The organism is Sphingomonas sp. NCPPB 2930 (genome assembly GCF_042867205.1).
Taxonomy (GTDB): Bacteria; Pseudomonadota; Alphaproteobacteria; order Sphingomonadales; family Sphingomonadaceae; genus Sphingomonas.
Genome location: NZ_JBHZQU010000004.1, coordinates 170834 through 184149, shown reverse-complemented (window position 1 = coordinate 184149; position 13316 = coordinate 170834). Strand labels below are relative to the sequence as shown.

The window sequence follows — 13316 nt, the reverse complement described above, 5'->3', positions numbered from 1 at the left end:
CGTATCGGTCGCATCGCCCGATTGTCCGGGCGCTGGAGGATAACCGATGGGCTTTCGCCGCCTGGCCACCGTCGCCATCACGACGGCCGTCACCCTGACCGCCATTCCCGCCACGGCACAGACCGCTGCCGACGATGCGCGCTTCCGCGCGGCTCAGGCGCGGTTCGACCGGGAATATCAGATCTACCGTCAGGAGGCCGAGCTCTACCTGTCGCGGCGCGAACGCGGCGGATATGACGACGGCTATGACCGCCCTGCCCCGCCGCCGCCCGGCGGTCCCGGTGGCTATCGTGTCGCACCGTCGATCCCGGCGGATGGCTATGCCAATGGCGAACCCTATTACGACCCGGTCGGCGATTATCGGGACGGCCCGCAATATCGCGAGCGCGTGCTGCAACCGCAGGACCGTGTCTATGCCGGCACCGACGGACGCTATTATTGCCGCCGTTCGGACGGCACGACCGGCCTGATCATCGGCGGCGCGGCGGGCGGCATATTGGGCAATCTGGTCGGCGGGCGAAGCAGCACGATCGCGACGCTGCTGGGCGCGGCCGGTGGTGCGCTGGCCGGGCGGTCGATCGAGCAGAACCAGGTCCGCTGCCGCTGATCCGACATTTGGGGGCGGTCGGGGAACACCCGCCCGCCCCGGATTTCAGCGATGCCCGATCAGGCGGGATCGACCATCATCAGGGCGCAGTTCCTGTACTTTTCCGCATCCCGCTCGAACAGCGCGCTGGCGGGGAAGCGGCGCGGGGTCAGGCGCAGCGAGCCCAGGCCCGCCAGCTTGAACGTCCCCATCTTTTCCTCGCGCGGCGGCTTGCCGTCCCGCTCGACGGTCGTGGCATCGACGTACAGCTCGTCATGCCGCGTGTAGATCACATGGGGCGCCAACACCACTTCGCCGCGATTATACATGGCGGACACCGCCTGCATCTTCACAATGGCTTCGAAGATGATCGCAGGAGCGCCCGCCGCCGGCTCAGCCGGACGGCGCTCGGTCGTCGTCATATCGGTCATGCCCTGCATTTGCCCGTCCTGCCGCAACGCAGCAAGAGCAATTACGCCGCAATCGCCCATCGATAAAGGACGCGAGCGAACGGCATGCGCTCGCGCCCCCTGGTTCACTTCGCCGGGCCCATCAGTTTCTGCGCGAAATAGACCATCTGCTGGGCATTGAGCCGGGCACCCTGCGCGATGTCTGCGTCGCCCGAATGGCCGCCCGCCATATCCTCGTAGAAGAGATAGGGGATGCCATATTCACCCAGCCGCGCCGCGAACTTGCGGGCATGTTGCGGCCCGACGCGATCGTCCTTGGTGGTCGTCCAGATATAAGGCTCGGGATAGGCGACGCCCTTGCGGATATTGGCATAGGGCGAGATCTTGCGCAGGAACACGGCCTCTTCGGGCACGTCGATCGAGCCATATTCGTCCTTCCACGAATCGCCCGCCGCGATCTTCTGGTAGCGGACCATGTCGAGCAGCGGGACCTGGATCGTCACCGCCTTCCACAGCTCGGGATGCTGGGTCAGTTCGACCCCCATCAACAGGCCGCCGTTCGAGCCGCCATAGATGCCCAGCTTCTGCGGGCTGGTGATTTGCCGCGCGAACAGGTCCTTGGCGACCGAGGCGAAGTCGTCATAGATGATCTGCCGCTTGGTCTTGCGGCCCGCATCATGCCATTTCGGCCCGAACTCGCCGCCGCCCCGGATATTGGCGAGCACGAACGCCCCGCCGCGCTCGGTCCAGATCTTGCCGGTCGACCCCAGATAATAGGGCAGCCGCGCAATCTCGAACCCGCCATAGGCGGTCATCAGCGTCGGCGTGGTGCCGTTCAGCTTCGCGCCCTTGGGCAGCACGACGAAATAGGGGATCTTGGTGCCGTCGGTCGACACCGCCTCATATTGATGAACCGTCGCGCCGGTCGCATCGAACCGGGCGGGCAGCGTCTTGAGCACCTGCGGCGCGGACGGTTTCGCCGCATCGAAGCGCGACAGGACGGTCGGGGTCGTGAAGCCCGAGGTCGACAGATAGACGATGTCCGACCGGTCGCTCGTGCTGGCCACGTCGACGGTCATATTGTCGGGCACCTGCACCGCCGAGGACGCCCAGCCGGTGGCGGTGGGGGCAAAGACGCTCGCCCGCCCCCGGACATTGTCGATATAGGTGATGACCACGCGGTCCTTCGTGGTCGACACGCCCTCCACCGCCTGGCGCTCGGTCGGGGTGAACAGTGCGCGCGGGGTGATCTTGCCCGCCTCCAGCTCGGACAGTGGCGACCAGACGACCGAACCTGCCGGGAACGAGCCCCATGCGTCGCTGGTCTGGAAGATCACGCGGCCATCGACCATTCCGGCGGGGAAGGCGCGCGCGGGCATGGCAATCGGCTTGGCCCCACCCTGCGGCGTCCAGAACAGCTTGTCGCCGCCGAAAAAGGTTCGCCGCCGCTCGATCACGACCGCGCGATGGCCCTGGGCATCGGTCAGCACGCCCGCATAGGTGCCCAGCTCGTCCGACGGCTCGCCGCGGTAGATCTCGGTCGCCTGCGACAGCGGCTGTCCGCGCCGGACCATCTTCACGACGAAGGGATAGCTCGACTTGGTCAGCGTCCCCTGCCCCCAGTCCCGGCTGACCAGCAACGTGTCCTTGTCCAGCCATGCCGCGCCCTGCTTCGAGGTCGACAGGCGGAAACCATCGGGTACGAAGCCGCCGGTCGCCATGTCGAACTCGCGATACTCGATCGCATCCTCGCCGCCCTCCGACAGCGCGACCAGGCAGAACCTTTCCTCAGGACTCAGGCAGCTAACGCCCTTCCACACCCATTTCTTGCCCTCGGCCTTGCTCAGCGCATCCAAGTCGAGCAGCGTCGTCCAGCGGGGATTGGCGGTGGCGTAGTCGGCCTCGGTCGTCCAGCGCCACAGCCCCTGGGGGTGATCGGTGTCGCGCCAGAAATTGACGATGCGGCCATACATCTGGCCCGGCATCGGAATGCGATCCTTCGCCGAGGCGATCGCCAGCGCCTCCTGGTAGAAGGTCTGATAGCGCGGATCATTCTGCAACCGGGGCAGTGTCTTGGCATTTTCGGCCTCGACCCAGGACAGCGCCTTGGCGCCGTCCTTGTCCTCCAGCCAGATATAGGGGTCATTCTCCGTCATCGTGCTCATCTGGGCCATCGCCGGGGCCCCCGCAACCTGTGTCGCCAGCATCGATCCGGCCAGCATCCACCGCCATCCCCGCATTCGTCATGCTCCATATCCTGAATGGGAGCGAATGTGACTTCATCACCCGCCGGTGGCAATGCGTTACGTCCCGAAAAATCGCACGCGGTCCGCATGGCACTGATGGCGGCATGGCGACGGAACGGTGGCTCGGGCGGCCCGTTCCCCCTTCTGCTTACCGCAAGAACGTCAAGGAGTTGGCGATGCCTTATGTGAAGACGCGTGACGGGACCGACATCTATGTCAAGGACTGGGGCGAAGGCCGTCCGGTCGTCCTCATCCATGGCTGGCCGCTGTCCGCCGATATGTGGGACACGCAGATGATGGGGCTGGCCGAAGCCGGTTTCCGCGCCATCGCCTATGATCGGCGCGGCTTCGGTCGTTCGGGTCAGCCCTGGTCGGGTTACGACTATGACACGCTGTCGGACGATCTGGCCGATGTGCTGGAGGCGACGGGCGCGCAGGATGCCGCGCTGATCGGCTTTTCGATGGGTGGCGGCGAGGTGGCCCGCTATATGAGTCGCCACGACGGCAAGGGCGTGATCGCGGCCGGGCTGATCGCTTCGGTCGTTCCCTATATGCCCAAGACCGACGACAATCCGCAGGGCACCGACCAGTCGGTGTTTGACCAGATCGCCCAGGGCCTGCGCGACGACCGCGCGCATTTCCTGCGCCACACCTTCTTCAAGCAGTTCTTCGGCGTGGGCTATATCTCCAGCCCGGTCAGTGACGAAGTGCTCGACTGGGCGACCGGCGTTGCGATGCAGGCGGGGCTGAAGCCCACGCTGGCCTGTGCCGAGGCATTCAGCCAGACCGATTTCCGGCCCGACCTGCCCGCCTTCCGCGTGCCGACATTGGTCGTCCATGGCACCGGCGACCAGACCGTGCCGATCGATCCGGCAGGCCGCGCGGCGGCGGCGGGTATCGCCGGGTCGCAACTGGTCGAATATGACGGCGCGCCGCACGGGCTCAACGTCACCCATGCCGATCGCCTGACCGGCGACCTGCTGACCTTCCTGGGTCGATAATGGAAAAGGGCGACCCCCGGCGGGGTCGCCCTTATTTCAACGGGACGATCACCTCGTCCGGGTGCGCGACGTTCAGTTCCTTGCGCACCATCTCATCGACCATGTCCGGATTGGCATGGTCGGGATCGAGCAGCGCGACACGGTTCTTCAGGATGGTCCGCCGCTTGTCGAGCGCGGCATAATCCTGTTCGCGCTTCACCAACTGCCGCTGATACTCGCCGTAAGCGAGCAGACCGTTGCGTCCCAGCACCGCATAGGCGCCGAAGAACGCAACGATCGTCAACCCGAGCGCGGGCAAGGCAGCCCGCCGCATGGTCCGCATGAAAGGCGTCGACTTGGTCACAGCGGCCATAATTGTATCGACGCCCTTCGATTTCAAGCGCGGATCAGAATATCGCGACCGGCATAGCGCGCCGAGTCGCCCAGCTCTTCCTCGATGCGGATCAGCTGGTTGTACTTGGCGAGCCGGTCCGAACGCGCGAGGCTGCCCGTCTTGATCTGGCCGCAGTTGGTCGCGACCGCCAGGTCGGCGATGGTCGCGTCCTCGGTCTCGCCCGAACGGTGCGACATGACGGCGGTATAACGCGAACGCTGCGCCAGCGACACCGCCTCCAGCGTCTCGGTCAGCGTGCCGATCTGGTTGACCTTCACCAGCAGCGAGTTGGCATAGCCGCCCTCGATGCCCTTCTTCAGACGCTTCGGGTTGGTGACGAACAGATCGTCGCCGACCAGCTGCACCTTGTCGCCGATCAGGTCGGTCAGCGCCTTCCAGCCTTCCCAATCGTCCTCGGCCATGCCGTCCTCGATCGACAGGATCGGGTACTGGCGGGTCAGGTTCGCCAGATATTCGGCCATCTCATGGCTCGACAGGATCTTGCCCTCGCCCGAGATATTGTACTTGCCGTCCTTGAAGAACTCGGTCGCGGCGCAGTCGAGCGCGATCATCACGTCGTCGCCCGGCTTGTACCCGGCCTTCTCGACCGAGGCCATGATGAAGTCGAGCGCTTCGGTGGTCGATGCGATATTGGGGGCGAAACCGCCCTCGTCGCCCACGCCGGTCGCCAGGCCCTTTTCGTGCAGCGCCTTCTTCAGCGTGTGGAAGATTTCCGAGCCGCAGCGGACCGCCTCCACGATATTCGCCGCGCCGACCGGCATGATCATGAATTCCTGGAAATCGATCGGATTGTCGGCATGCTCGCCGCCATTGATGATGTTCATCATCGGCACCGGCAGCAGGTGCGCCGAGACGCCACCGACATATTTGTAGAGCGGCAGGCCCCGTGCCTCGGCCGCCGCCTTGGCCACCGCCAGGCTGACGCCCAGGATCGCGTTGGCGCCCAGACGGCCCTTGTTCTCGGTGCCGTCCAGCTCGATCATGGCGCGGTCCAGATCGGCCTGGTCCTCGGCGTCCATGCCCAGGATCGCGTCGGTGATCTCGTCATTGACCGCCTCGACCGCCGCCTCGACGCCCTTGCCCATCCAGCGGCTCTTGTCGCCGTCGCGGCGTTCGACCGCCTCATGCGCGCCGGTCGACGCGCCCGAGGGTACGGCGGCGCGGCCGAAGCTGCCGTCTTCGAGCAGAACGTCCACCTCGACCGTGGGATTGCCGCGGCTGTCCAGGATCTGGCGCCCGTGGATGTCGATGATTGCGGTCACGTAACGATGCTCCTACATCAGCCTTGAAGGTCTCGGCGGCGCTCTATCGCGTGACACGACGAAGGGCAATTGCGGGAAAAGCATGGAACCGTGCTTCCGTCACCGGGGTTAGAACGCAAATCGCCCGGTGATCCGGGCCTTGGAGAAAGGATTTTCCTATGGTCGACACCGACGGCACATTGCCGACGACGCAGAGCACCACTCCCAATTTCGCGGGCAATGCGGGCGTGGCGCCCGAAGTGGCTCCGTTCGCCAGCGAGGCGGAGGCGCATGACAAGCCCAAGGCGGGACTGGCGGATGCCAAGCAGTCGGTCAAGGAAGGCGCCACCAAGGTCCAGCAGCAGGCGGTGGACAAGGTCTATGCGCTGGCGGGCGACGGCAAGGCCAAGGCGGGATCGGCACTCGATCAGGTCGCGCAGCTGCTCAACGATGCGGCCGGCCAGGTCGATGAGAAGCTGGGCAGCCAATATGGGCAATATGCCCGTTCGGCGGCCGACAGCGTGACCTCGCTGTCCGGCGCGATCAAGGACAAGGACGTCGAGGAACTGCTCGACGACGCCCGCGCCTTCGTCGCGAAGAGCCCGGCGGTTGCGATCGGCATTGCGGCGGCACTGGGCTTCGTGCTGGCGCGCGTGGTACAGTCGGGTATCGAAACCCGCGAGCCGGGTGACGCCACGGCGTGACCCGGGCGGCTGCTCCCCTATCGGCGCGGGTGCCCGAGCCCGAGACGCTGACCTCGCTGGTGTCGCAGCTGGTCGATGACGGTCGCTCGTTCATCGCGGCGGAGATCGATCTGGCCAAGGCGAAAGCCAGCGACAAGGTCGGCCGTTATCGCAGCGCGGCGATCTTCTTCGGTGCGGCGGCGGTCCTCGGGCTTGCGGCGCTGGTCGCGCTGCTCGTCGGGCTGATCCTGTCGCTGACGCCGTTGGTCGGCCCCTTTGGCGCGACGCTGATCGTCGTCGGCCTGGTCGTCGTCATCGCAGGCGTGTTGGCGATGATCGGCAAGGGCCGCTTGGCGGGAGGTGCGGCATGACCGTCGCCGAAGCCGAATTGCGGGCCGCCGAAGCGCGCGAGCGGTTGAACAAGACCGCCTCGCGTATCCAGGCGCGACTGGAGCCGCAGGCCCTGGCCGCACAGGCGCGGGATGCGGGCCGGACCGCAGCCAAATGCGGTCTGGAAGGGGCGAAGAACAATCCCGGCGCGGTGGCGGGCGGCGTCGCCGTCATCGGGCTGCTGCTTAATCGTCGGCGGATCGCACGCCTCTTCAAGCGCAAGCGCTGATTTGGTTTTCCGGCGGATGCGCCCGTCGGCACCGTAGTTCAGAAGGATGATCGCAATGACCACCGAAATCCCTACCGATCAGCAAAATAGCCGGCTTCGCGAAACGCTGGACCATGGTCGTGAGACCGCGTCGCATGCCTATCACGATGCCAAGGACAAGGCCGGCGAGATCGCGCAGAAGACCGCGCGCACCATCGAGGGCAATCCGCTGGGCATCCTGGTCGGCGGCCTTGCAGTGGGCGCGCTCGCCGGGGCGCTTATCCCGCGTTCGCCGCGCGAAAAGCAGCTGCTGGCGCCGATCGGCAAGAAGCTGGGCGAGACCATTCGCCAGGCCACCCAGGCGGCGCGCGAGACCGGCCTTCGCGAGCTGGAGGAAGCCGGGCTGACGAAGGACGCGGCGAAGGACCGTGCCAAGTCGCTGTTCGACGATGTCGTGAAGGCCGCCAGCAATGCCGGATCGGCGGCGGCCAAGGCGGCGGCGAACAAGTCAGCCTGACCCCGCCAGAACCTCAAAATGAATGACGGCGCGCCGGACCCATAACATGGGTTACGGCGCGCTTTTCATGAGGAAGCGAAGCGGACGACCGCGCCACCTTGTCGCCGGGGATTGCGGTTTATAGGGATAGGATCTCCTCGATCAGAACGGGATTTCCGCTTGCGCCTTCTGCCCCTTGCCGCCTTGCTCGCTGCCGCCACCCTGCCTGTTCCCTTCGCCATCGCGGCCGCCCAGGCGCTGCCCCCGACGCCCGTCCAGCCCGGCGAGGGCAAGGAGGATGCCCGGCTGCAGCAGCTTTTCCATGACAGCGACGAAGCCAGCCTGGCGCGCAATCCGATCAGCGGTCTTTTCCGGGGCGACATGCGTCGCGCCGACCGGATCGGCGACTTCTATTCAGACGCCTATATCCAGGCCGAACGGCAGGCGGCGGAAAGCGATCTGAAGCGGCTCGGCCAGATCGACCGTGCCCGGCTGACCGCGACCAACCAGATCGCCTATGACGTCTTTCGACAGCAGACCGAAACCACGCTCAAGGGCTATGCCCCCGCCATCGTCGCGCTGACCATCGTGCGGCCGATGGACCATTTCTACGGCATCCAGACCTTCTATCCCGAATTCGCCTCGGGCCAGGGCGCGGCGCCGTTCAATACGGTGGCGGACTATGAGAACAACCTGAAGCGCAACGTCGAGTATGCGCGGCTGCTCGATGAGGCCATCGGTCGCTTCCGGCAGGGCATGGCGAGCGGCGTGGTTCAGCCCAAGCTCGTCGTTCGCAACATGATCGCGCAGTTCGACAATCTGCTCGCCGGGCCGGTCGAGCAATCGACCTTCTACGGTCCGGTCCGTCAGTTTCCCGCCAGCGTTCCGGCGGCGGATCAGGCGCGGCTCAAGGCCGCCTATGCCACGCAGATCCGCGATGTCATCCTCCCCGCCGAGCGGCAGATGCGGGCCTTTCTCGCCGATACCTATCTGCCCGCCGCGCGCGACAGTATCGGCCTGTCCGGAATGCCGGGCGGCGACCGGCTCTATGCCTATCTGATCGAGCAGAATACCACCCTGCCGCTCAAGGCCGAGGATGTGCACCAGCTCGGCCTGTCCGAAGTCGCGCGTATCCTGAAGGCGATGGAGGTGCAGAAGCAGGCGGTCGGCTTCAAGGGCAGCCTGGCCGATTTCTTCACCTTCCTGCGCACCGACACGCGGTTCCAGCCCCAATCGGCGGCACAACTGCGCGAGGGCTATGAGGCGATCGGCCGCCGTATCGACGCCCGCGTCCGCGAGCAATTCTCGCTGATCCCCAAGACGCCGCTGGAAATCCGCCCCGTACCCGCCTTCAAGGAAAAGACCGATGCGGGCGGCTCCTATCAGGGCGGCACGCCCGACGGGACGCGGCCGGGTGTCTTCTATTACAACACCTATGACCTGCCCTCGCGCTATATGTGGGAGATGGAGACGCTCTATCTCCATGAAGCGGTGCCGGGGCATCATTTCCAGATCAGCCTGGCACAGGAGAATGCGGCCCTGCCCGCCTTCATGCGCTTCGGCGGCAACACCGCCTATGCCGAAGGCTGGGCGCTCTATGCCGAGACGCTGTGGCCCGAACTGGGGATGGAAACCGATCCCTATCAGCGCATGGGCGGCCTGAGCGACGAGATGCTGCGCGCGATGCGGCTGGTGGTCGATACCGGCATCCATGCCAAGGGGTGGAGCCGCGACCAGGCCATCGCCTATATGCTGGCCAATTCGCCGATGGCGCGGACCGATGCCACCGCCGAGGTCGAACGCTATATCGCCATTCCGGGCCAGGCGCTGGCCTATAAGATCGGACAGATCACGATCAGCCGCGCCAAGGCCAAGGCGAAGGCCGAACTAGGGGCGAAGTTCGATCCGCGGCGCTTCCATGCGGTGGTGCTGGACACCGGCGCCCTGCCGATGCCGGTGCTGGAGAAGAAGATCGACGACTGGATCGCGGCAGAAAAGCGCCGGGGTTGATCGACCGGGGGAGCGGCACATGGTCGCTCCCCCGGCACCGCGTCAGGGAACGTGGCGCTTTTCGAGTTTACGCGCCAGCGTCCGGCGGTGCATCCCCAGCCGCCGCGCGGTTTCCGAGATGTTGAAGTTGGTATCGGCCAGCGTTTCGTTGATCCGTTCCCATTCCAGCGTCTTGATCGAGCTGGGGCGATCGGTGATCGCGGTCGTCGCATCGCCGCTCGCCTTGTGGAAGGCCGCCTCGATATCGTCGGTGTTGGACGGCTTGGCGAGATAGTGGCACGCCCCCAGCTTGATCGCCTCGACCGCCGTGGCGATGCTGGCGAACCCGGTCAGCACGACGATCAGCATTTCGGGATCATGCGCATGGAGGGTCTGCACGCATGCCAGACCCGAAGCCTGCCCCAGCTTGAGGTCGACCACGGCATAGCGCGGCGTCATCTCCGCCAGCGTCGCGACGAGCATGTCGGGCGTTCCAGCCACCCGCACCTGATAGCCGCGCCGCTCGAACGAACGTTGCAGCGTGCGCGCGAAAGTCTCGTCATCCTCGACGATTATCAGCGATCGTTCGCCGTCCATCACATGTCCCGATCCGAAAAGCCTATCATGCTGAGAGGTAGGGTCAGCGTCACCGTCGCGCCACCCTCGACGCGGTTGATCGCCTCGACCCGCCCGCCCAGCTTGCGAACCACGCTGGAGGCGAGGAACAGACCCACGCCGTGCCCCTCGCCCTTGGTCGATTGCTGCGGTCGTCCGAATTGCGCCAGGGTGGCGGCGGTGAAGCCGGGGCCACGATCGGAGACACGCACCGCCACCACCCCGCCCTCACGCACGACGCTCAGCCCCACCCAGTGCGGCGAAGCCTCTGCGGCATTGTCCAGCACGTTCCACACCGCCTGCTTGATCGCCGGGTCGGACACGATCGGGGCATCGTCATCGATCGAGCGATAGTCGAGCGGGATCTGACCATGACTGCGCCGCCATTCGCCGACGATCGCATCGATGAAGCGCCCCACCTCGGACAGTTCTGCGGCCTCGCCGCGTGGTTCGCCCGCCGATTGCAGGATGCTGGTGACGATCGCCTTGCACCGCTGCACCTCGGCCTGCATTTCGGCGATCTCGCCCATCAGCTCGGCGTCGTCGCGCAGCTTGGGGACGCGACGCCAGTCGCTCAGGATGACCGAAAGGCTGGCCAGCGGCGTACCCAGTTCATGCGCCGCCCCCGAGGCGAGCAGGCCCATGCGGACGATATGCTCCTCCTCCGACGCCTGCTGGCGCAGATCGGCGAGCCGTGCGGCGCTGCGCCGCAGATTGCGGCTGATCCGGGTCACGAAGAGGATCAGCAGCCCGGCGACGATCGCGAAGCTCAGCCAGTTGCCCAGCGTGTGGAGCCCGGCAATGTCGCCGAACAGCCAGGACGGAAAGGCCAGCGGGCGGTGATGCAGCGACAACAGGCCGAAGCACAGCCCCGTGATCCCGGCCAGTGCCCAGGCGGACCAGGTCTCCAGCAAGACCGCCCCGAGCACCACCTGGATCAGATAAAGCGAGATGAAGGGATTGGTCGCCCCGCCCGACAGGAACAGCTGAAGCGTCAGCGTGCCGACATCGAACATCAGCGCGAACAGCAACTCGGTGTTGGTGATCCGGTGGAAGCGAAGGCGCAGATGGCTGAGCAGGTTGATACCCACCGCCATGGCCAGCACGCCCATCATCGCCGCCACGGGCAGCTGCACGCCCATGATGCGGTTGACGACCAGGATCGTCACCAGCTGCCCCACCACCGCCATCCAGCGCAGATGGATCAGCTGGCGCATGTTCGCCGTGCCCGCCGTCGCGTCGGGCTCGCGCGGACGGACGGTGAACGGCAGGAAGGGCGGAGCGCCCGGCGTCACTCGGAACTCCCGTCCCGACCACCCCGCCAGAGGATCACAAGCCCCACGCCCGTCAGGATCGCCAGACCGAACCAAGTCAGCGCATAGGACAGATGGCTGTTGCGGAAGGTGACGACGGTCAGTCCGCCGACCGGATAGCCGCCCGGATTGGCCGTGGCGTCGGCATCGATGAAATAAGGGGCGACGGGACCAAGGCGCTTGGCGGCGGCAATGGCGGCGACGTCGCGTGAGTACCAGCGATCCTGCACGGGATCGTTGGAGCGCAGAAAGCCCCCCTTGGGCTCGGTCATCCGGATCAGGCCGGTCACCGAAACCGGGCCGGAGGGACGATCGTGAACGACGCGCCTTTCCGCCGGAACGAAGCCGCGATTGACCAAGACGGTAAATTGCGGGCCGACCAGTGGGGTCAGCACCCAATAGCCGGGACCGCGCTCGGTCACCGCCTGGACGAAGGTTTCGCGATCGTTGCGGAAGACACCGCGTGCCGTCACGCGGCGATAGGTGTCGTCGGCATCGGCGACGGGCGGGGCCGCCACCGGGGAGGCATGGAGCCGCGCCTCGACACGGGCGATCAGGTCCAGCTTCCAGACCCGGCGTTGCAACTGCCAGACGCCGAGGGAGACGAAGCCCGCGATCAGGGCGATCCCGATCGCGGACAGGATCGCCAGCCCCAGCGGCGAGCGGCCCCGCCGCTCACCGCTTGTGCCGGCGTCCGTCATTACATGCCACCGCCCATCTGGGCGGCCATGTCGGGCATCATGTTGGTGTTCATGTGATACATGACCCAGATCGACCCGCTGAGCGTGATGACGACTAGCACGGCGGTAAAGACCAGGGCCATCATCGTCCAGCCCCCCTCCGACTTGGTGTTCATGTGGAGGAAGTAGATCATGTGGACGACGATCTGGACGAAGGCCAAACCCATGATGACGAGCGCGGTCGTCTGGGTATCGCCCAGCGCGCCGGTCATGACCGCCCAGAACGGGATGGCCGTCAGGATCACCGACAGCACGAACCCGATCATATAGCCCTTCATCGAGCCGTGACCATGCGTGTCGCCATGCGCGTGGAGGTCATGGTCCAGATTGGCGTGATCGCCATGGCCATGCGGAGGACGAGCGCTCAACGGAGAACTCCCAGCAGATAGACAAAGGTGAAGACGCCGATCCAGACGACGTCCAGGAAGTGCCAGAACATCGACAGGCACATCAGGCGCCGCTTGTTCGCCTCGATCAGGCCGAAGCGGCCGACCTGCACCATCAGCGTGACCAGCCAGATCGAACCGAAGGTGACGTGCAGACCGTGCGTGCCGACCAGCGTGAAGAAGGACGATAGGAAGGCCGAACGCTGCGGACCCGCGCCCTCATGGATGAGGTTGGCGAATTCGTAGAGCTCGATCGACAGGAAGGCGAGACCGAACAGGCCGGTGATGCCCAGCCAGATCAGCGTGTTCGACTTCTGGTTCTTCTCCATCGCGATCATGGCGAAGCCATAGGTGATCGACGACAGCAGCAGCATCGAGGTGTTGAGCGCGACCAGCGGGAGTTCGAAAATCTCCCGCGGGGTCGGCCCGCCCGCATAGCTGGTGCCCAGCACGCCATAGGTGGCGAACAGGATGGCGAAGATGAGGCAGTCGCTCATCAGGTACATCCAGAAGCCGATGGCGGTCGAGCCACCGGATTCGTGATGATGATCCTCGTCCTCGACCAGATAATAGGTCGGGTTCTTCGCCGGATCGGCGCTCAGAACATCGGTCGACATG

Annotated in this window: 16 protein-coding genes; 7 read left to right on the top strand and 9 right to left on the bottom strand. The window is 65.6% G+C overall.

Annotated elements, in window-relative coordinates; genetic code table 11:
- Positions 1-46: 46 nt before the first annotated feature.
- Positions 47-607: a glycine zipper 2TM domain-containing protein gene (locus ACFX59_RS07300; protein WP_307098853.1), complete on the top strand. Its 561-nt coding sequence runs from the start codon at positions 47-49 to the stop codon at positions 605-607.
- A 59-nt stretch (positions 608-666) separates the two neighbouring features.
- On the opposite strand, the gene ACFX59_RS07295 is transcribed toward ACFX59_RS07300, so the two are convergent.
- A complete protein-coding gene (locus ACFX59_RS07295; RefSeq protein ID WP_307098855.1) occupies positions 667-1026 on the bottom strand; it encodes a hypothetical protein in 360 nt (119 codons plus the stop codon).
- Between the two features lie 95 nt (positions 1027-1121).
- Positions 1122-3236 carry a prolyl oligopeptidase family protein gene (locus tag ACFX59_RS07290; RefSeq protein WP_387431051.1) on the bottom strand — a complete coding sequence of 705 codons (2115 nt, stop codon included), beginning with the start codon at positions 3234-3236 and terminating at the stop codon, positions 1122-1124.
- A gap of 182 nt (positions 3237-3418) precedes the next feature.
- Between ACFX59_RS07290 and ACFX59_RS07285 the strand changes: the two genes are divergently transcribed.
- Entirely contained in the window at positions 3419-4243 is an 825-nt protein-coding gene (locus tag ACFX59_RS07285; protein WP_387431049.1) for an alpha/beta fold hydrolase, read from the top strand.
- Positions 4244-4274: 31 nt separating this feature from the next.
- Here ACFX59_RS07285 and ACFX59_RS07280 read toward each other — a convergent pair whose 3' ends face one another.
- Both ACFX59_RS07280 and eno read right to left on the bottom strand, forming a co-directional pair.
- The gene (locus ACFX59_RS07280; RefSeq protein WP_307098861.1) at positions 4275-4595 is read right to left on the bottom strand and encodes a septum formation initiator family protein; all 321 of its coding nucleotides are present in this window, start codon (positions 4593-4595) and stop codon (positions 4275-4277) included.
- A gap of 23 nt (positions 4596-4618) precedes the next feature.
- Complete coding sequence (eno, locus tag ACFX59_RS07275) at positions 4619-5899, bottom strand: phosphopyruvate hydratase (protein WP_309695534.1); 1281 nt, start codon at positions 5897-5899, stop codon at positions 4619-4621.
- A gap of 158 nt (positions 5900-6057) precedes the next feature.
- Here eno and ACFX59_RS07270 point away from each other — a divergent pair, with 158 nt between their 5' ends.
- The 5 genes from ACFX59_RS07270 (at position 6058) to ACFX59_RS07250 (ending at position 9665) form a co-directional block, all read left to right on the top strand.
- A complete protein-coding gene (locus ACFX59_RS07270; RefSeq protein ID WP_309695536.1) occupies positions 6058-6582 on the top strand; it encodes a hypothetical protein in 525 nt (174 codons plus the stop codon).
- Positions 6579-6932, top strand: coding sequence for a phage holin family protein (locus ACFX59_RS07265; protein WP_354293018.1), 354 nt, complete (start codon positions 6579-6581; stop codon positions 6930-6932). Before ACFX59_RS07270 ends, ACFX59_RS07265 begins: the two co-directional genes overlap by 4 nt.
- Positions 6929-7180 (top strand): phosphatase, encoded by a 252-nt coding sequence (locus ACFX59_RS07260; RefSeq protein WP_307098869.1) that lies wholly within the window; start codon positions 6929-6931, stop codon positions 7178-7180. The genes ACFX59_RS07265 and ACFX59_RS07260 overlap by 4 nt, the downstream gene beginning before the upstream one ends.
- A 55-nt stretch (positions 7181-7235) precedes the next feature.
- Positions 7236-7676: a hypothetical protein gene (locus tag ACFX59_RS07255; protein WP_387431044.1), complete on the top strand. Its 441-nt coding sequence runs from the start codon at positions 7236-7238 to the stop codon at positions 7674-7676.
- A 159-nt stretch (positions 7677-7835) separates the two neighbouring features.
- Positions 7836-9665 (top strand): DUF885 domain-containing protein, encoded by a 1830-nt coding sequence (locus ACFX59_RS07250; RefSeq protein WP_387431042.1) that lies wholly within the window; start codon positions 7836-7838, stop codon positions 9663-9665.
- Positions 9666-9707: 42 nt separating this feature from the next.
- Here ACFX59_RS07250 and ACFX59_RS07245 read toward each other — a convergent pair whose 3' ends face one another.
- From ACFX59_RS07245 to cyoC, 5 genes are read right to left on the bottom strand one after another with little or no spacing between them, the layout of a single operon-like run.
- Entirely contained in the window at positions 9708-10241 is a 534-nt protein-coding gene (locus tag ACFX59_RS07245; RefSeq protein WP_307098875.1) for a response regulator transcription factor, read from the bottom strand.
- Entirely contained in the window at positions 10241-11554 is a 1314-nt protein-coding gene (locus tag ACFX59_RS07240; RefSeq protein WP_354293022.1) for an ATP-binding protein, read from the bottom strand. Before ACFX59_RS07240 ends, ACFX59_RS07245 begins: the two co-directional genes overlap by 1 nt.
- Positions 11551-12273 carry an SURF1 family protein gene (locus tag ACFX59_RS07235; RefSeq protein WP_387431038.1) on the bottom strand — a complete coding sequence of 241 codons (723 nt, stop codon included), beginning with the start codon at positions 12271-12273 and terminating at the stop codon, positions 11551-11553. Before ACFX59_RS07235 ends, ACFX59_RS07240 begins: the two co-directional genes overlap by 4 nt.
- Entirely contained in the window at positions 12273-12680 is a 408-nt protein-coding gene (cyoD, locus tag ACFX59_RS07230) for a cytochrome o ubiquinol oxidase subunit IV (protein ID WP_387431035.1), read from the bottom strand. The genes ACFX59_RS07235 and cyoD overlap by 1 nt, the downstream gene beginning before the upstream one ends.
- On the bottom strand, positions 12677-13315 hold the full coding sequence (gene cyoC, locus ACFX59_RS07225) for a cytochrome o ubiquinol oxidase subunit III (protein ID WP_007403230.1): 639 nt from the start codon (positions 13313-13315) through the stop codon (positions 12677-12679). The genes cyoD and cyoC overlap by 4 nt, the downstream gene beginning before the upstream one ends.
- Position 13316 lies beyond the last annotated feature (1 nt).

Coding starts and splice junctions, on each gene's coding strand:
- ACFX59_RS07300 (WP_307098853.1), top strand. CDS start 47: ATGGGCTTTCGCCGCCTGGCCACCGTCGCCATCACGACGGCCGTCACC.
- ACFX59_RS07295 (WP_307098855.1), bottom strand. CDS start 1,026: ATGCAGGGCATGACCGATATGACGACGACCGAGCGCCGTCCGGCTGAG.
- ACFX59_RS07290 (WP_387431051.1), bottom strand. CDS start 3,236: ATGCGGGGATGGCGGTGGATGCTGGCCGGATCGATGCTGGCGACACAG.
- ACFX59_RS07285 (WP_387431049.1), top strand. CDS start 3,419: ATGCCTTATGTGAAGACGCGTGACGGGACCGACATCTATGTCAAGGAC.
- ACFX59_RS07280 (WP_307098861.1), bottom strand. CDS start 4,595: ATGGCCGCTGTGACCAAGTCGACGCCTTTCATGCGGACCATGCGGCGG.
- ACFX59_RS07270 (WP_309695536.1), top strand. CDS start 6,058: ATGGTCGACACCGACGGCACATTGCCGACGACGCAGAGCACCACTCCC.
- ACFX59_RS07260 (WP_307098869.1), top strand. CDS start 6,929: ATGACCGTCGCCGAAGCCGAATTGCGGGCCGCCGAAGCGCGCGAGCGG.
- ACFX59_RS07255 (WP_387431044.1), top strand. CDS start 7,236: ATGACCACCGAAATCCCTACCGATCAGCAAAATAGCCGGCTTCGCGAA.
- ACFX59_RS07245 (WP_307098875.1), bottom strand. CDS start 10,241: ATGGACGGCGAACGATCGCTGATAATCGTCGAGGATGACGAGACTTTC.
- ACFX59_RS07235 (WP_387431038.1), bottom strand. CDS start 12,273: ATGACGGACGCCGGCACAAGCGGTGAGCGGCGGGGCCGCTCGCCGCTG.
- cyoC (WP_007403230.1), bottom strand. CDS start 13,315: ATGTCGACCGATGTTCTGAGCGCCGATCCGGCGAAGAACCCGACCTAT.